Annotated in this window: 14 protein-coding genes and 3 tRNA genes; 10 read left to right on the forward strand and 7 right to left on the reverse strand. The window is 43.4% G+C overall.

Features of this window, described 5'->3' with window-relative positions; genetic code table 11:
- The first annotated feature begins 22 nt into the window (after window positions 1-22).
- The 3 genes from ppiC (at window position 23) to L4C38_RS15465 (ending at window position 5,451) form a co-directional block, all read left to right on the forward strand.
- Window positions 23-301: a peptidylprolyl isomerase PpiC gene (gene ppiC / locus L4C38_RS15455; protein WP_428798457.1), complete on the forward strand. Its 279-nt coding sequence runs from the start codon at window positions 23-25 to the stop codon at window positions 299-301.
- Window positions 302-854: 553 nt separating this feature from the next.
- Window positions 855-4,985 (forward strand): PASTA domain-containing protein, encoded by a 4,131-nt coding sequence (locus L4C38_RS15460; RefSeq protein ID WP_428798458.1) that lies wholly within the window; start codon window positions 855-857, stop codon window positions 4,983-4,985.
- Window positions 4,986-4,989: 4 nt separating this feature from the next.
- Window positions 4,990-5,451, forward strand: coding sequence for a hypothetical protein (locus L4C38_RS15465; RefSeq protein ID WP_428798459.1), 462 nt, complete (start codon window positions 4,990-4,992; stop codon window positions 5,449-5,451).
- A gap of 115 nt (window positions 5,452-5,566) precedes the next feature.
- Here the strand turns inward: L4C38_RS15465 and lpxL are convergent, their stop codons facing one another.
- From lpxL to L4C38_RS15485, 4 genes are all read right to left on the reverse strand, one after another.
- Entirely contained in the window at window positions 5,567-6,493 is a 927-nt protein-coding gene (gene lpxL / locus L4C38_RS15470; RefSeq protein WP_428798460.1) for an LpxL/LpxP family Kdo(2)-lipid IV(A) lauroyl/palmitoleoyl acyltransferase, read from the reverse strand.
- Between the two features lie 205 nt (window positions 6,494-6,698).
- Window positions 6,699-7,010 (reverse strand): c-type cytochrome, encoded by a 312-nt coding sequence (locus L4C38_RS15475; protein ID WP_428798461.1) that lies wholly within the window; start codon window positions 7,008-7,010, stop codon window positions 6,699-6,701.
- A gap of 102 nt (window positions 7,011-7,112) precedes the next feature.
- A complete protein-coding gene (gene ltaE, locus L4C38_RS15480; protein WP_428798487.1) occupies window positions 7,113-8,117 on the reverse strand; it encodes a low-specificity L-threonine aldolase in 1,005 nt (334 codons plus the stop codon).
- Window positions 8,118-8,147: 30 nt separating this feature from the next.
- Window positions 8,148-8,669, reverse strand: a complete 522-nt coding sequence (locus L4C38_RS15485) for an NUDIX hydrolase (RefSeq protein WP_428798462.1) — start codon at window positions 8,667-8,669, stop codon at window positions 8,148-8,150.
- Window positions 8,670-8,938: 269 nt separating this feature from the next.
- On the opposite strand from L4C38_RS15485, the gene L4C38_RS15490 reads away from it, so the two are divergent.
- Both L4C38_RS15490 and viaA read left to right on the forward strand, forming a co-directional pair.
- Window positions 8,939-10,600, forward strand: a complete 1,662-nt coding sequence (locus tag L4C38_RS15490; RefSeq protein WP_428798463.1) for an ATPase RavA domain-containing protein — start codon at window positions 8,939-8,941, stop codon at window positions 10,598-10,600.
- A 9-nt stretch (window positions 10,601-10,609) separates the two neighbouring features.
- A complete protein-coding gene (viaA, locus tag L4C38_RS15495) occupies window positions 10,610-12,055 on the forward strand; it encodes an ATPase RavA stimulator ViaA (RefSeq protein WP_428798464.1) in 1,446 nt (481 codons plus the stop codon).
- Window positions 12,056-12,332: 277 nt separating this feature from the next.
- On the opposite strand, the gene L4C38_RS15500 is transcribed toward viaA, so the two are convergent.
- Window positions 12,333-13,217, reverse strand: a complete 885-nt coding sequence (locus tag L4C38_RS15500) for a DMT family transporter (protein WP_428798465.1) — start codon at window positions 13,215-13,217, stop codon at window positions 12,333-12,335.
- A 95-nt stretch (window positions 13,218-13,312) separates the two neighbouring features.
- Here L4C38_RS15500 and L4C38_RS15505 point away from each other — a divergent pair, with 95 nt between their 5' ends.
- The 5 genes from L4C38_RS15505 to L4C38_RS15525 all read left to right on the forward strand — a co-directional run bounded on the left by L4C38_RS15505 (window position 13,313) and on the right by L4C38_RS15525 (window position 14,724).
- Window positions 13,313-13,795 (forward strand): MarR family winged helix-turn-helix transcriptional regulator, encoded by a 483-nt coding sequence (locus L4C38_RS15505; RefSeq protein ID WP_428798466.1) that lies wholly within the window; start codon window positions 13,313-13,315, stop codon window positions 13,793-13,795.
- 11 nt (window positions 13,796-13,806) lie between these two features.
- On the forward strand, window positions 13,807-14,163 hold the full coding sequence (locus tag L4C38_RS15510; RefSeq protein ID WP_428798467.1) for an MmcQ/YjbR family DNA-binding protein: 357 nt from the start codon (window positions 13,807-13,809) through the stop codon (window positions 14,161-14,163).
- A gap of 179 nt (window positions 14,164-14,342) precedes the next feature.
- Window positions 14,343-14,416: transfer RNA gene (locus L4C38_RS15515), tRNA-Cys, on the forward strand.
- A 118-nt stretch (window positions 14,417-14,534) separates the two neighbouring features.
- A tRNA-Leu gene (locus L4C38_RS15520) sits at window positions 14,535-14,621 on the forward strand.
- A 29-nt stretch (window positions 14,622-14,650) separates the two neighbouring features.
- A tRNA-Cys gene (locus tag L4C38_RS15525) sits at window positions 14,651-14,724 on the forward strand.
- A 332-nt stretch (window positions 14,725-15,056) separates the two neighbouring features.
- Here the strand turns inward: L4C38_RS15525 and asnA are convergent.
- Together asnA and L4C38_RS15535 are read right to left on the reverse strand one after the other, a co-directional pair.
- Entirely contained in the window at window positions 15,057-16,064 is a 1,008-nt protein-coding gene (asnA, locus tag L4C38_RS15530) for an aspartate--ammonia ligase (protein ID WP_428798468.1), read from the reverse strand.
- 224 nt (window positions 16,065-16,288) lie between these two features.
- On the reverse strand, window positions 16,289-17,872 hold the full coding sequence (locus L4C38_RS15535; protein ID WP_428798469.1) for a methyl-accepting chemotaxis protein: 1,584 nt from the start codon (window positions 17,870-17,872) through the stop codon (window positions 16,289-16,291).
- Between the last annotated feature and the right edge of the window lie 468 nt (window positions 17,873-18,340).

Genomic DNA, 18,340 nt, shown 5'->3' on the forward strand with positions numbered 1-18,340 from the left:
AATTAGCAATTGTAAGAAAATCATGGCAAATACAGCGGCAGCTATACATATTTTGGTAAAGCATAAAGAGCAAGCAGAAGATATTATTGCTCAACTTAAGAAAGGCGCGAAGTTTCAAGCGTTAGCTAAGAAGTACTCGACTTGCCCATCAGGTAAGCGCGGCGGTGATCTCGGTGAATTCCGACGCGGCCAAATGGTCCCTCAGTTTGATAAGGTTTGTTTTTCTGGGGAAGTGCTGGTCCCGCACCTAGTGAAGACAAAATTCGGTTGGCATGTCGTGAAGGTGTTATACAGAACCTAGTTCAGCGGCATATTCCAGTGTGAGAATTTAATAATTGGCTGGTATTAGGGTTTAGCGATCGTAAGGTGCTAACCCCTGATTTGTTGTTTGATAAAAATAAGGAGTTTGCTGTTGCACTGTCAGCGCGCTGCGGTTAAATATCGGCTATTGTCAGTTTGTACCCATATCGCATTATCCCTAATAAGCTCCCCCCCTCTTTCTTGTCCAGATGTCATAGATGTAACACGGTAGTATCTATGCGACGTATTTTATAGAACGCCTCTACTTTAATATTGTTAATCATATCATTTTCAACAAGTGATGAGTCCGATCCTAGAGTCTTCATAGCACCTTATTAAAGCATTCGTATTTTACTTTTAATGCCATATCGTCGTCGATTATTGACGAAATCATGGCGCGCATTGCTGCGTCCATCATAATTCTCTGGATTTATTACTATTGTTGAAAATAGCTGAAAATTGTAACTTTGGTTAGTAGAGCATAGTGATATCGGTAATAGCTGAGTAGATAAGTCAATGTTAATTATGATTAATTACTTTAAAGGATTTATGCTATGCGAAGCCGTTTTTTGTGGAGGCGATGGGAGCTAATAGTCGTTTTCATTACCATATTACTGACGGGGTTTCCTGTTTTAGCCACAACGCCCAAACACCTCGGGATTGCTCTTCAATTCCAAGACCAGATTGTAGCTGGTCACGAGATAGACATTGATCTGTCTCTTTCTCCTTATTCCAAAGCCGATCAGTTCTATGTTGAAATCACTTCATCAGGGGTATTGAATGTCAATCTAAAACAACTGCTCACTGATGGAGAAAGAACGCTCTCTTTTGTGTCTGAGAGCAATCAAAATACGACTTCAGGTCTGCTGCATGTGGCTGTGACTGGCATTGCCTATGGTGGTACTGAGCTCTATCAAAGCCATTCTTACCTTTATGCTGAGCAAGTAGCAGGGCAGATTTTTCTGAACAGTGCGAGTCCTTTATATGCAAAATTGGCTGCGCAAGAGTCGTCAATTTTGCTGCGTAAAACTGGGAAACCATCATCATTATTTGAAGCTGTAGCAAGCGAGAGTAATGAGGTACTTGAAGCTAGTAAGCCAAGAGTCGCCGAACAGATGGTTGAAAAAGCATTCCCCACCGTCGTAGCAAACACTACTCTCAAGCCAGTGGCAATGACAGTGCAAGGCAGAGCCATTTGGACGGACCGCAATGGTGGTACACATGCATTACCGGGAGCAACCGTCGAAATTTATGATGATGAAGGCGGTGCAGATCAACTGTTGTCTACCACAATGACTGATGCGACTGGTAATTACTCGGCTGCAATTAATCACGATGATGCTATTGAAGGTCCAGATGTATACGTGCGCATTCTTACTCGTTCAACAGTTGCAGATGTTATGGCGGATAGTGCATTGGCAAGCACCTACTATATGCAGTCAAGTGTGCACGAGGATCAAGCGAATGGCAGCTCTTTAACGGTCAACTTAACAGCAGGTAACGGTGACACCGCAGGGCAAGCGTTCAGTGTTCACCATGCGTTGGTTGCTGGTGGTGCTTATATTTCGTTATTAAATGGTTCGGCACCAGCGCAGGTAATTACTCGATTTCCAACCACAGAATCTACCTCTCTATTCAATGGTTCTGAATTGCATATTTTGCAATTGGATCGTTGGGATTGGGATGTGACTTTACATGAGTACGGACACTATCTGATGGATGCGTATGATTTTGAGAATAATCCAGGGGGACCTCATAGCAGCGGTACAAACCTTTCACAAACCACTGGAAGTAAAGACCTAGGGGTTCGATTGGCGTGGGGAGAAGGTTGGCCAACCTTTTACGCTGTATCTGGTTTACGACAAATGGGATTTGCTGCTCTGGGTATACCGAATGTAGGAGATATGGTTTACCAAGATACAGAGGATACATCGATTTATGATCATCTAGAAAAGGATGTTGGTGTTGGCGAAGATGATGAGTTGTCTGTCATGGCGACCCTTTGGGATTTGGTAGACACTGGAAATGATGGTGAGGATATTAGTATTGCTCCAACGGAATTGTTCCGTAAAGTGAAATCCGCTCAAGCCGTTAAAATGGGTGATGTGTGGGATGCGCTCACAAGCAGTTCAAGCAATGCAGAAAAAGCGAAGTTCGGCAAACTATTTGGTATTCATAAAATATCTCCTCAACAACTGACACCGAGTGATCGAGTTAGTTGGGATGACAACCCTCATTTTTCTTGGAGGAAAAATGGTGCGGGGGCGACTAACCCATTAAACAACAACTATGTTCGCTTTTTTGATAGTGATTTTACTACGGAAACTCACAGTGTTGCAGTGGGAGATGCGGGTACCTACTCGCCATCGGCAGCGGATATTGCCGCAGCAACTAGCTCCGGTTCATTAGTTCATTGGGTGGTAACCGGTAGTAGCGACAAAACGCCAGCGACACCGAGCAGCCGGACTGAATATTGGAGTGATGCTCGAGTGATAGATGGAGCTCCTGTCGTTTTTGTTATTGACGATACGGGATCGATGTATGAGGAAATCAATGGTGTTAGCCAAGCGCTTTCCATGTACATCTCTAACTTAGAAAGCTCTTTGGGTGGAGGTGAAGAAGCGCCCACGATCCACTTGTTGACCTTTAAAGATTCAGTAACTCATCGTTTGACTACTAATGATTTAAGTGCGATGCGTACTGCGGTAGAGGGTTTAACGGCCTCTGGTGGTGGTGATTGCCCAGAAGCAAGTGCACAGGGGTTATTAGAAGCAAGTAAGCTGGTTTCTGATGGGGGGACGATACTATTGGCAACCGATGCTTCGTCTCAACCAGGTGTGAGTATTCGGAGCGTTATTTCCGATCTGCGTAGTCGCGGAGTTACCGTTAATACGATACTTTCAGGCGACTGTGAGTCATCGTCCTTTAAAGCAAGTGACAATGTAGATAGGCAAGATAAATCAAGCGTTAGTAGCTTAGATTCTGTGGCGGATGGTTCGTTAGACGCTCTCAGTGTTTCTGAGTCATTTGATTTTGTCGGGGATGATATTAATTCCGCTACCGATATCCTTGTGGGTTCACCTGTGGTGGGTACCATTGAAGAATACCCTGACTTAGATTTCTTTAAGGTGACGCTTGAGGCAGGAGTTGAATACGCTATTTCGCTTCAGAATATCGCCGGAGACGGTGGGTTCGTTACGATGCACGTTTTGAATGAAGCTGGAGAAGAACAGTTGGTTCAGCGTGGGGAGTATTCTTATCGTTATATTGAAACATCTGGCGATGCGGTCTTGGTTAATTCATTTACTGCAAGTACAACAGCAGACCATTTCTTACGTCTCGGTGGTAGCGCGATTGGTGGTCAATACCGTGTTCATATCACTAGCGATGCCTACGCGTTATTGGCAGGCAGTTCTGTGCAACTATTTTCGGTGGTGTCTGCGGAAACTGGCGGCGCATTTGCCAAGCTCGATGAAATAAATAGTGGTGATGACAGCGAGTTTGTCAGCACGATTTTTAATATTTTACGTTCATCTACTGAACCTGCGGTGGTTTCTACTAGTATTAGCACGATTCCTCGTGGTGCTCGCGCAACTATTTTCTTAACGGGCTTGAACACAAACTGGGATCGCAGTACGACGCTAGCGTTAAAGAATACGGATGGATCAGATCCGCAAGGATTAACCGTAGCGGATGTGGTTGTTGAGTCACCCACGTTACTATCGTTTTCGATTGAAGTGACGGATAGCGCTGAACTATCAAGGCTAGACATCAAAACAGAGACGCAGGTAGGAGCAGAGGTCGAACAGGCTGATGGTATTTCCATTATTGCGGTAGGCGAGGCGACTAATATTTCAACCGTTCTTAGTGTTACGCCGACGCGCTTGCAACAAGGTCAGTCAGCGACATTAAAGGTGCAAGCAATCAATACGACTTTTACTCCGACTACGGTTATGAGTTTAGGTAATGGTGTTGCTGTTGAGGATGTCAATTTAATCAGTGAGACAGAAGCGAATTTAGAGGTGACTGTGGGTACCGATGCTGAGATTGGTTTCCGCAATTTTTCGACAGGTACAGACTCACTGCGTGATGCGTTATTAATTGGACCGGAAAGCACGGTACCAACGTTAAGTACCTTAGATCCGAATAGAGTACGACAGAGCGACAGCGTCGATATTATGGTTACTGGAGAAACCACAAATTTTGTCAATGGAATTACGACAGCGTCGTTTGGAGACAGCATCACGGTTAATCATATTACCGTGAATTCGCTGACGGAAGCCGTGATAAATATCACTATAGATGCAGGTGCTGAAGTTGGGTTCCGTAACGTTACATTAATGACGAATGCTGAAACTGCGACATTACTAAATGGTTTATACGTAAATTCTATGAGCTCAACGACCGTGCCCAATGTGGTGGGTATGACGAGAGCGGATGCCACTGCGGAAATTGAAGCGCTAGGCTTTGTTGTCGGCAGTATCTCCGAGGCAAATAGTGAAACGGTAGCGGCGGGCGTTGTGATGAGTCAGTCGATTGCCGCTGGTTCTGCGGTCAATGCTGGCTCAGCAGTTAATCTCGAGGTGTCTCTTGGGCGTGGAGATGAATCGGGCGGCGGAAGTATCGATCTTGTTTGGTTGTTGATGTTTGCCACGAGTATTTGGTGGCGCCGTAAGGGTAAGTGAACGAATGCGTATACTTAGTTGTCTATTCACCGCGTTTTTACTGGGAGCCTGTAATGATCAGGCTTCCGAGATGGGACATTCTATTTTCCTAGAATACCAAATAGTTGGTGGAAAAAGTGGTGCATTGGTGGAGACGACCACATTGAACTGTACGTCGAATACTTTGTCGTTGATGAGGCGCAGTCAGAAAGGGGACTTGCTGATAGAGCATCATGCTGAACTTGATAGCAACCAGTGTAAACAAGTGCGTTCTTTTGCTGAAAATGTGTGTCAGGATTTTTCTGGAGTAGAAAAGGGCGTATATGATGCCGCTTCTTATCGATTGACGTGCAATTTGAATGAAGAGGTTAGGCATATGCAATGGCAGGGTAGCTGGAGCAAATCTCCTAAGGGTTTACGAGACTTTCACGAATATACTAGGCAACTGCTTAGCAAGGCGTTAGGCGAAGAGTTGTTTTATCCTTAATCAAATAACCATTTGTTTATAAAGGGAAAGGTCAAGCTTAGATTGACCTTTCCCTTTAATTCAATTTATCAAACTAACAGCAAGATAACGACTGTAAGTAACAAAACCTAGTTATCTACACGCTATATAGACATTGTTCACCTTCTGGGCGCGTTTTGAAGCGTCGATGTAACCACATATATTGACTTGGTGCTGCCATAATTGAAGTTTCTATCACGCGGTTAGTATAAACCGCCGCGAGATGTTCGCATTCTTTAGGGTAATCATCTAAATAAGGGTGAATCGTCAATGTGTAGTGATCATTGCTGTCTCGAACCATAGTAAATGGTACAACAACGCAGTCTGACGCGTTTACCAATAAACTTGTACCCGTCGTTGTGCACGCGTTTTGAACTGCGAACAGTGGCGCAAAGGTTGAGCGGCGGCGGCCATAGTCATGATCCGGAGCATACCAAACTCGCCCTCCCGTTTTTAACGCATGAATCATCCCTTTAACGTCTCTTCTATCAATCAAAGTACGGTTAGAGCGTGAACGGCCGTTATACTGAAAGTAGTCATAACATGCGTTACTGTTAGGCCGGTAAACACCAGTGCCCGATTTTTTAATGCCGAATGCACGTGCTCCTAACTCTAAGTTCATGGAATGAACAGCGAGCATTAATGCGCCTCTACCTAACTTTTCTAATTCATCAAGCTGTTCCATGCCGACAATTGTCACGTGTTTGTTAACGCGTTTATCCGACCAGAACCAAGCCATTGCGGTTTCAAATAGCGCAATACCAGTGTTTTCGATGTTCTCTACGGTTAAACGATTTTTCTCTTGTTCGCTCATCTTAGGGAAGCACAAGTCGAGGTTTCTACGGATAGTATTGGTGCGTTTTGTCATTCCCCCTAACACAAGTCGACCGATACGCTTACCGAGCATAATTTGTGTTTTAAATGGTAGGGTGCTTAGAGCGTACATAAGCGCGATTAAAAGCAGAGTTCCCCAATATTTTGGAAGGAGAAATTGCCATTTAAAGACCGAAGAAGTATTTTTCATTTGTCGTATAACTGGTTAGGGGTGGCGCGAGTCTATAGCCATATGCAAGATAGGACAAATTAAAAAAGTGATATTCGTCACATTTAATTTAAAGTGCATGATTTTATTGGATTATTTTTAAGTGATAAAAGTCCTATATCAATAAAAATTGGGCGAAAATGATGTAAGCCCATTATTATTCCAAGTGCGGATTGACGTGTTGGTGTCACTTTTGCTCAGCATAATATGCAGCAATATCTTTCAGATCTTGCTGATTTAATGCGCTTAGCTGCACTGCCATCATCTGTGCCATTGGGGTTGTACGTGCGCCTTGTTGATAGTCAATCATAGCTTGGTAAAGGTATTCGGCATTCTGACCGTTTAAGTTAGGGTAACTTGGGTTGTCTGCTTTTCCTGTTGAACCATGACAAAAAACACAGCTCGGGGATTTGATTTTACCGAGTTTGGCATCACCAAACGGTTCAGCATGGATAAATGGACTAATGGCTAGCAGTGAAATTAGAAGTAGTTTGCGCATGGCTTTGCTTTTGCTTATATAGCGTTGAGTTTTTATATACATAAATAATAAAGCTTCCCGTAGGGGGAAGCTCAATAGCCATACGCACTAAGTGCCGAGTTATTAGACGTATCTTGCTACTTTGTCTAATAGAGTTTCGATATCTTGCGCTGAAATGTCTTTATGCGTAACAAAACGAATTGGGTTGCCAGCCGTTGCCGTGATGCCATCTTCAGCCAACTGTGCTACCAATGCTTTAACATCAATGGCGGTATCAATTTTCGCAAATACGATGTTGGTATGAATAAACTCTGGGTCAACTGAGAAACCCTTAATTTGGCTTAAACCTTGCGCCAAACGTTTCGCGTTACTGTGATCTTGCTTAAGTTGATCAACTTGTTCGGTTAACGCAAGTTTACCCGCCGCAGCAAGAATACCGGCTTGGCGCATACCACCGCCGACCATCTTTCTTAAGCGACGCGCTTTTGCAATATACTCTTTGCTGCCCAAAAGTAACGAGCCAACAGGCGCGGCAAGACCTTTTGATAAACACACGGTCATAGAGTCAAAGTATTGAGCGATCTCTTTGACATCAACGTCTAACGCAACCGCAGCATTGTATACACGAGCACCGTCTAGATGAAGAGAAAGCCCATTTTGGTCAACAAATTCACGCGCTTTTGCAAGGTAAGTTAAAGGCAGTACTTTACCATTGATGGTGTTTTCAAGGCTCAATAGGCGAGTACGTGCAAAATGGCAATCATTTGGTTTGATAGCGGCTTGTAACTTAGCAAAGTCCAATGTGCCATCAGGATTGTTTTCAACTGGTTGAGGCTGAATAGAGCCTAACACTGCGGCACCGCCAGCTTCGTAACGGTAGTTATGCGCTTGCTGACCACATAAATACTCGTCGCCACGCTCACAATGCGCCATAAGACCAAGAAGGTTAGCTTGTGTACCTGAAGTGGTGAACAGTGCAGCTTCAAAGCCATGTCTCTCTGCTGCCCATTGCTCTAATTCATTAACTGTCGGGTCATCCCCATAAACATCATCACCAACAGGTGCTACTGCCATTGCTTTGCGCATGGTTTCGGTTGGTTTAGTAACTGTATCAGAACGAAAATCCATCATTATTCCTACTTATATCCCGAGCTAAAGCTATAGATAACCACACAGCTTTGCTTTGCTTAAACAAGCAATGCTCTTGGCATCACTGATGCTGCCATTAATGATCATTTGTTCGACTTCGGCAAGAGATATGTGTAGCACTTCTATCACTTCATCATCGTCGCATTGATATCGGGACGTTTTATTGAGTTTTTTAGCAACGAAGAGATATTGTATTTCATCACAAAACCCAGCCAGTGGCGTCACTTGACCAAGTGGATAGATCTCTTTTGCGCTATAACCGGTTTCTTCTTCAAGCTCACGGGCTGCACAGATTTCAATCGGTTCGTCATGTTCCAAAGTACCTGCGGGTAATTCAAGCAACCACTTTTTAAGTGAAGGTCTGTATTGATTAATCAATACGATATGGCCATCTTCGTCAATCGGTAAGATCACCGCCGCACCAGGGTGGGCAATTGTTGTGTGAGTGATTTTTTTACCGTTCGGTAATTCAATGTTCTCTTCAATTAGAGAGATGCGCTTCCATGTGTGGATCACTTTTTTTTCTATCACTGAGCTCTTGCTGCCATGAGTGTTAAAAGAAACTGTCGCTACATTAACCAGTTATTGATTGGAATGAAAGCCGACTGAAAGTAAGTGACCAAAGCTCTCTTCTAATGAGTTGCGGTGCATATCACAAATTGTAAACAAAGATTTCGAATGGTTTCAAAAATATACGATCTGTTATAAAGAGTTGCTCTATAAGTTATTTACGTATATAACAAAATAGTAACAAATAATTAACTATTAATTAAAACTGCCTGTTCCCAAGGAGTAATGAGTTGACGATACTGTCTCAAGCGAGCTACTCAAACAGAGCTCTACTATCAGAGCGTATAAATAAACTGGCGAAAGCACTATCAGATGGTGTGTATGAAAGAGAAGACACCATTAGAATGTGTCTCTTAGCCGCGCTGGCCGGTGAAAGTGTGTTTTTGTTAGGACCACCGGGTATTGCAAAAAGTCTCATTGCCAAACGACTTATCCAAGCTTTTGACAACTCATCCTATTTCGAATACTTAATGACACGCTTTTCAACGCCAGAGGAGGTTTTTGGTCCACTAAGCATCCAAGAGCTTAAAGATAATGGACGTTATGTGAGGTTAACCGCAGGATATTTACCCACCGCGCAAGTTGTCTTCCTTGATGAAATTTGGAAAGCCGGCCCTGCCATATTGAATACGCTACTGACCGTTGTTAATGAAAAAACTTTTAAAAATGGTAGCGATATTGAGCAAGTGCCAATGCGATTACTGGTATCGGCATCCAATGAGTTACCGGATAAAGACAGTGGGTTAGATGCCTTGTATGACCGCATGTTAGTGCGAATTTTTATAAACCGAATCCAAGATAAAAACAACTTCAAATCCATGCTCACCGTTGGCACTCCTCAAGAAGCTCAAATCCCACCAGAGCTTGCCATTACCGATCAAGAATACCACCTCTGGCAGAAAGAACTCGACGAACTAACCCTAACTGATGATGTATTCGAAAAGCTCTACCAGCTTAAATTCTTATTGGAACAAAAAGCCGAGCAAGCCGGAGTAGAGTTCGCTCAGTCTGACATGTATGTATCTGATCGACGTTGGAAGAAGGCGGTTAAGCTGCTCAAAGCGAGTGCATATTTTAATGGTCGAGATTCAATCAACCCACTTGATTTGTTGTTGTTACGCGACTGTTTATGGAATAGCGCTGAGTCGCGCGAAATTGTGTGGCAGGTGATCAAAGAATTTGCTCTGAACCTGGCATTTGATCAACAAGAAGTAGAACAACAAATCTCTTTTTGTCGTGAAGAGCTTGTCGATGTGCAAGAAGCACTTGAAGCGAAGTTTGCAATGTTGCTCTCTATGGAGTCGACCACTGGCTTAATTAAAAAGAGCGTTCATCACTATGACTTATCAAATGTGAAATCTTACCGAGTAGGTAATGCGAGCGATTTGATCAAGTTAGTACTCTTACAAAGCAACATGTCGGTGTCTGAATCGGAGAAAGGTGATAGTCGTTGGGTGTTTGTGCCTAAAAACGAGCTCGAGCGGGTGATTAAAGAGGGAAGCGGAGATGTGTATGGTTACGTTAACCAAAATACCAATTTATGTAGGCTGCGATTCGAAATGGATGGCGCTGATAATCTCGTGATCAAAGACATTGCTAATCGTGCAGTCTTAGTGACGGTGGTAACCAAACTTGGTCTTGATGAAGAGCTGTATCAAGAATGGTTAACTAAAGCCGAGCAAGCGCTTAGTCAGCTTAAAAATGCTGAATTTCATTTGCGCAAAGTGAAATCAAATTTCCATGGTGCATTACCACATGGGTTTATCGACCCTGATCTACCACGGGTTATGGAGTCAGGTCTGCAGGCATTACAGCATCAACTTGATGCCACTAAAGTTGAGTGTGAACGTACGGTGTTTCGCTTTAGAAACCTTGATCAATTCTTCTCCTAGGAGGTTACTATGTTAGGAGCAGACGGTCTCAACCTCGCACTTATGATTGCCGATTCGGGGATTATTGATAGCGCCGTTAATGATTTAATGGCTCGAACGCAAGTCATGGTCATGGCTGAAAATCGAGGTATTAAGTCATCAGTAAAAAACCACTTAGTTAAATGGCGTGGTAGCGTGAAGAAACGCATTACGAAAGTATGTGAAACTGAGCGCTTTCAGCAGGAATTGGCACTCTATCAAGAAGTCATTCATTGGGATGAAGCGAAGTTTTTCCAAAATGCACCTGAAGTCGTTAAAAAGTTAGAATGGCACAGCGCTTTTTATCTAGAAGCTCGTCGCTTACTAGAGAAAAATAAAGGTTTAACCAACCCCATGTTTCCTCATTACTTTTGTGACCAGTGGTATAAAAGCCTTTCAGACGCTATCCGACAAGCCCAGTTAACCGAACTTAAAGCCAACAAAGAGAAAGTACTTAAAGACCTTTATCAGCGTATGGAAACCATGAAAAACATGGAGAAAGTGACGCAAGAAGGTGATGAAAGCAGTGTGGGTCGTCTATGGGATATGGCTTCGGCCAAATTGACCAAAACTGATCTTACCGTAATGAAGCGTCACGCTGAATTTTTGAAGAAGAACAAAACGTTACAACAAATTGCGGAGCAACTTGGGCGGATGGCGAGTGAAGTTAATGACCCTGAACTCAATCGTACACCCAATGAAGAATTGCAAGTTGTTGAAGAAACCTCTGACGAAGCGACGGATGATATTGTTGGTGTGCACGAGGGAGACGATCTCAATAAGTTGCTACCTAATGAAACTATGTTTCTCGCATATCCTGAGTTGGAGGTAGTTTTTTACAAGCATTTGGTTGATAAGCGCTTGATGAACTACAAGACACAGGGCAAATCTCGTACCGTGCGTAAAGTCCGAGCACAAAAGAACGATCACAGTAAGGCGGAGATCGAAAAAGGACCGTTTGTTGTTTGTATCGACGCATCGGGCTCTATGAGCGGTTTTCCTGAGCAATGCGCGAAAGCGATGGCTTATGCATTGATGCAGATGGCGCTCGCGGAAGATAGAGATTGTTATGTGATGCTGTTTTCGACACAAGTCATCACCTATCAGCTTACCAAGCAAGATGGTTTAAGAGAGGCGAGTGATTTCCTTAGTTATAGTTTTCACGGTGGTACAGACTTAGAACCAGTATTGGCTCAAACTATTGATTTGATGAAAAGCGATCGATATAAAAATGCCGATATGGTGGTGATTTCAGATTTTATTGCCCCTGCGCCCGTGGAAGATATTCAACAACAAGTGCTTGATTTGAGAAAATGCTCTAATCGATTCCATGCCATTTCTCTTTCAAAGTACGGCAACCCAGATTTACTCGGTATGTTTGATCATAGTTGGGCTTACCATCCTAATTTGGTAGGGCGTTTAATTCGCAAATGGTAAGCCGCGATTTTAGCGGCTCTATTTATACCCAAGTGACTTCAAGATGCAGGATTCAGAGTCTTGTCACTGGTACCAGTTCAAGGAAAATAACGACGCGGAATAGCCATCTATTTCCTAGTTATTTGATGCAAAAATGGTTGCAGTGACAGACTCCCGAAGGGCGAGTTTGTTAGGTTCGCAGACTGCGTTGTCGATTCTTAATTTAGATCGACTAGATTTTCAAATCAACGCCTTGCCTACAAACCTAACAACTCTCGCTGAACTAAGCATCTTGAGGTTACTTGGGTATATTATTGTTCGCGTTCATTGAAGTGATAAGTTGCGGTAATAGTGCCATCACGATCATACCAATCATTAAGCTATACTGCCAAAGGGTGTAGCTTTCGCCTACTAGCAACACCCCAAGGACGATCCCGGCAATAGGGTTAGCAATACCGCCAAATGTAAATTCGACCACACTCATTCGTTGCAATAGCCAGACGTATAATCCATAACCTAATATGGTATTAAGCAGCACCAGCCAAAGCATACCGCCGATATTGGTTAGATCGACGTGACTGATAGCAGAGATATACTGCTCAGGGCTGAAGAGAGCGTGGACGAAGGCAGCAATAGCCAAAATTGAGCCACCCAAAATTAGCTGCCAAGTGAGCACTTGCCACCAATGCATGGTTACGCCCAATCGTTTTGTCACATCACTACCAAGGATTATGCAGCAGATAGCCGAGAGCAAGGCGAGTAATCCGATCGGTTTAAGTGACAGTTCGCTTGGGTCAAATAGCAGCCAAGCTAGAACAATTAAAAACGCGCCACACACCATTTGAGTTCGGCTTGCTATACGACGATAGAATATTCCATGATAAAGCATGGCGAATACAGGCATAGACATCATGCCCACTCCTGCAATTGCAGAAGGGAGTGTCAATGCGACCACAAACAGCAGTGCGAAGAACACACCGATGTTAACAGAACCTAAAAGGGCAAGTTGACGCCATTGTTTGCCTTTGGGCCACATAGGCTTAACCAGCAGCAAAAACAGCCCTGCGGGGAGTGCGCGTAAAGCGCCAAGCAAAAGCGGCGGCCAATCGGGTAGTGTGAATTGAGTCACTGCATAAGTGGTTCCCCAAAAAAACGCGGGGATCATGGCATAGAAAACAGACATAATTATATCTTTACGTAAAGATAAGTAGGCGTAAATTTACAAGTTTGCTTACTTTAAGTAAAGTATCTTTACTTAAAGATATCGTGAATTGTGGAATGGATGTAATCGAAAGAGCCATCGAGCAGTGGCATTGTGAAGTACCAGGTTTGAATACTGAGCCTCTGGCGATCATCGGCAGAATACTACGTATCAGTAAGCATTTAGAGAGTGAGATGGCCCGCCTGCACAAATTGTATGAACTAAAGCCGGGAGAGTTTGATGTGCTGGTGTCGCTGTTTCGTAGTGGAGCGCCTCATGCATTAACCCCGAGCGACCTAATTGATGCGATGATCCTGACATCAGGAGCGATGACCAACCGCCTCGATAAACTTGAACACAAGAGTTTGATAGTCCGAATCCACAGTGAAATTGATCGAAGAAGCGTAAAAGTGCAATTGACTGAATCGGGGTATCACTTGATTAATAATATTTTGCGTGAGCATATTGCTTTACAGGAAAACCTGATCGCACAGATCAACCCTTCTGAACGACCTGAACTCAATCAGTTGCTCACTACTTGGTTATCTCAATTTGAATAAAGGACGCAATGATGACGAACAACGAACTAGCAAAGTATCTGGATGAGTTTTTAGGTGCTGAATCCGATTACCCATTCGGACCTGACGCACTGGTCTACAAAGTCAAAGGAAAGATGTTTGCAATTTTGGCTTGTCGCGAAGGGCGTGAGTACGTCACTCTCAAAGCAAAACCAGAAGATGGTGAGGTGCTCGCTTCTCAATTCGCTGACATTACACCGGGTTACCATACCAATAAACGCCATTGGATTACGGTTTATTACCCGGGGGATGTTGAAGATGGTTTTGTTCAAGACTTATGCGGTCGTTCGTATGAGTTGGTGATTAAAGGGTTAAAGAAGCTTGAGCGTGTATCACTAGGCTACGATTGAGTTCGTCCTTCCACCAACGAAGCATTAGCGTAAAAATGGCCAATTGGATCAATTTATCATCCATCTGCGTTAATAATCAGCAAACAAACTGTGAATTATGATTTTTGTTTGACTCTAGTTCGATAATCCGTAAAGTGTGCCTCGGACGCAACGGTGGGTAACTTAAGCGTTTCAACTAAGGCGCCTTGGCAGAGTGGCTATGCAGCGGATTGCAAATCCGTGGACCTCGGTTCGACTCCGGGAGGCGCCTCCATTTCTCTTTAAGAGAATGGCGATATTTGCTCAATAGCATCGCTTCAAATTATTAACAAAATGGACTACTTAGAGTCGATTTTGCAGATGGTGTCTCCATCACAAATTTAGATTTGTGTGCCCTGGTGGTGGAATTGGTAGACACAAGGGATTTAAAATCCCTCGGCGTTCGCGCTGTGCCGGTTCAAGTCCGGCCCGGGGCACCATCTAACCTTATTGTTACAAAAATATTTATGGCGCCTTGGCAGAGTGGCTATGCAGCGGATTGCAAATCCGTGGACCTCGGTTCGACTCCGGGAGGCGCCTCCATATTTTAAGCCCCGATCTCCATGGTCGGGGCTTTCTCATTTCTAGTGCCACTAATAAAGGGATGTTTCCACAACGTCTTCTTTGGTTTGACCATTCTCGATTTGATAGTTGATAAACTCAGCACGGCGGCTATGTAGCGTATAAATTTGGCTCATCTTCCCGCTATTAAGTAGATACTAGCAGTATTGTTTGAACGTTACACGTTGGTAGGCTTCTATTCTTTAATTACGATTAGAGCTTGAGAAAAATCCATAAAAAAATCCAAGTGCATTATATACACTTGGATTTTGCAGATCTGACTGTTTTTTATTCAATAACAATAAGTTAAACGTTTATAGCAGGATGATGTTGTTAGCTTCACACTCTTCGATCATCGTATCCGGCCAGATCGACGATTGTACTTCACCGATATGGGCTTTTTGTAAGAAGAACATACAAATACGGGATTGACCGATACCACCGCCAATCGTGTAAGGCAGTGATTTATTTAATACCGAGCTATGGAAGGGGAGCGATGCACGATCTTCACAGCCAGATATGCCTAGCTGTGCTTTCAGGCTGTCTTCACATACACGAATACCCATCGAAGAGAGTTCAAGACCACTACCTAGTACTGGGTTCCAGAATAACAGGTCACCATTGAGGTTCCAGTCATCATAATCTGGGGCACGGCCATCGTGTTTTTCCCCGTTTGATAGTGGGTGCCCTATGTTGCGAATAAAGACCGCCCCATATTCTTCACAGATTGCATTCTCGCGTTCTTTAGGGGTCAGTTCAGGGTATTTGTCCAGCAATTCCTGAGAGCTGATAAACGTAACCTGGGCAGGCAGACGCTTTTGCAGTACGGGATATTCTTGGTAAATGTAGTTTTCTGTTTTCAGGAAGGCGTTATAGATTTTTTCGACCGTAGTGCGGAGGTAATCTTCATGACGCATAGATTTGTCGAGTACTTTTTCCCAATCCCATTGGTCGACATAAATAGAATGGATATTGTCAAACTCTTCATCACGACGAATAGCATTCATATCAGTGTAAAGACCTTCATCGGTTTTGAAACCATAGCGACCTAATGCCATACGCTTCCACTTTGCCAATGAATGCACCACTTCAACATTCGCGCCGTTGTCATCTAAAAGATCAAAACTCACCGGGCGTTCAGTGCCATTTAAATTATCGTTTAAGCCAGTTTCAGGTTTCACGAACAGTGGTGCAGATACGCGAGTCAGATATAACTCGTAAGCGAGAGCGTATTCAAAATAGTCTTTGAGCTTTTTAATCGCGACTTCTGTATCGCGCAGTCCCAGTAGTGGTTGGTAGTTATCTGGTATTTGCAGATTCATGAAGTGTCCTTTTCATCATAATTTATCCCATGTGTGTGAACACCTTACGACAGCAGGGGGGTAGCGTCCATAATTTTGTGAGGTTGGTTTAGTCTATGCAGCGAATTGCAAATCCGTGGATCTCGGTTTGACTCCGGGAGGCGTCTCCATTCTACTCTCTATTCTTTTCTAACAATCAGATCACAATAGTTAATAAGCACAAAGACGCCCCCTTGTTTATTCCGTTATGCTTTTTCTTTGCTTTGGAATTGCTCCATTAAACGTTGTAGAGCTTCAATGCTGTCAACCAGTTCGCGCGTTCGATCAATTGAACTATGAGAGGTCATTGAAGTTTCGTCTGCGAGTTGCTTAATATTGACAATATTGCGATTAATCTCTTGAGTTACAGCGGCTTGTTCTTCTACTGCTGCTGCAATCTGGTGGCTGCTATCATTAACATTATCTAGCTGATTTGAAATGTTGCGTAGCATTCCGCCGGTTTCATCAGCACGAACTTTACAGCGCTCAGAAAGATCGATGCCTTTGTCCATGGCATTGACCGCACTCTCAGCCGTCTCTTGTAGTTGACGGATCATTGAGTGGATCTCGCTAGCAGAAGAGCCAGTTTTAGAAGCCAAGTTACGCACTTCATCTGCAACTACAGCAAAACCGCGACCTGCCTCACCGGCGCGAGCGGCTTCAATTGCGGCATTCAGTGCCAGCAAGTTCGTTTGATCTGAAATAACCGAAATCACCTCAAGAATACCATCAATTTTTTGCGTGTCTTGCGCCAAGCGATTGATAATATTTTGCGAATGACTCAGCTCTTGAACCAGCATATCGACTTCGCCGATGGTTGCTTCGATAGAAGCTAAACCGTTGCTCGAGTGCAGGTTCGCTTCATCGGCCATTGCTGAAGCCGCTGAGGCGGCGTTGGAGACTTCAGCGATAGATTGAGTTAATTCTTCAACCGCAGTCGCCACTTGTTCCGTTTCGGCACATTGTTGATTTAAGCTCTGCCCCATAGTTTGGATCGTACCAAACTCATCTTCCGCTGAAATCAAAATTTGCCCAGATGTTTCTGTCGCTCGCCCAGTGATCGCGCGCAGTTCCGCTTTACGCATCATTAGGGCAAGCTCAATTTGTGAATAGCTATCAAATTTATCGGTATAAAGCTTTTCCATTAGCGAGTTATCGTAGGCTTGCTTAGCGATGGATTGCAGTTTAGTAAAACGTTTCAATTGGTAGCTAAGACCACCAAGCAGAACAAGCGACAAACCTGACATCGTAAAACTCAACCAATGAGGTTGTAGTAAGGAAAGAGCTACTGCAGCAATAAGTATGAAAGCACTTAATCCAACAAATAAGCTGTGAAAATTAAGGCGAACCAAATTTGGCTTCTTACCTTCACGTAATTTTTTATATAACGTAGAGGCGCGATTCACTTGCTCGGAATCGGGTTTGGAGCGAACTGATTGGAATTCAATAATATTGCCTTCAGCATCTTTAATTGGTGTAACAAATGCTGAAACCCAATAATGTTGTTCGTCAGTGCATTGGTTTTTTACCAATCCCATCCAACTTTTGCCTGCTTTTAAATAGCTCCACATTTGTTCAAATGCGGCCTTAGGCATGTCTTTATGACGAACGACATTATGAGGTTTACCAATGAGTTCTTCTTCGCGGTAACCAGCGATGTCGCAAAAATCGTGGTTAGCATAAGTCACATAGCTTGATGGATCTGTTGTCGAAATAAGGTTGACGGAATGGCTGTATCCTTTATTTAAGTGTGCGTCGTGTGTTGAGTCGGTAGCGCGGTTCTTCTTCATATCCAATCCATAAATTAGTAGCAAAACAAGCGGATGTTTTTATTATTCATTTACTATCATAAGAAGCGTTAAGCTATTGACGATATGATATAAATCAACATGATGACCTATTTATGAATAAAAGAATAAATAGGCTACATTTTATTATTAATTGTAACAATAACAGAATGGAGAGTGTTTTATTCATTAAAATTTAGTCACATATAAAATTGTGTTTTTGATGGTAGAACGTATCGTTCTGACACATCAGGTATGTCAAATCGTGCGCTCATTGGAGCGGGGCTTCGCCTGATTATCATTATGGGTGGTTAAAAGTTGCGCTCTAAAGAGCAAAACATGATCGCTATGAGCGTAAAATAATCATACGGTTGATATTTAAGAGAATAATGTTGACGGTTAGGATTATTCCGGTAAAGTACGCCTCGTTCTCACGACAAAGCTCGTAAGGATTGATGGTGTCTCCATCGC

This window comes from Vibrio kasasachensis (assembly GCF_050337565.1).
GTDB classification, from domain to species: domain Bacteria; phylum Pseudomonadota; class Gammaproteobacteria; order Enterobacterales; family Vibrionaceae; genus Vibrio; species Vibrio kasasachensis.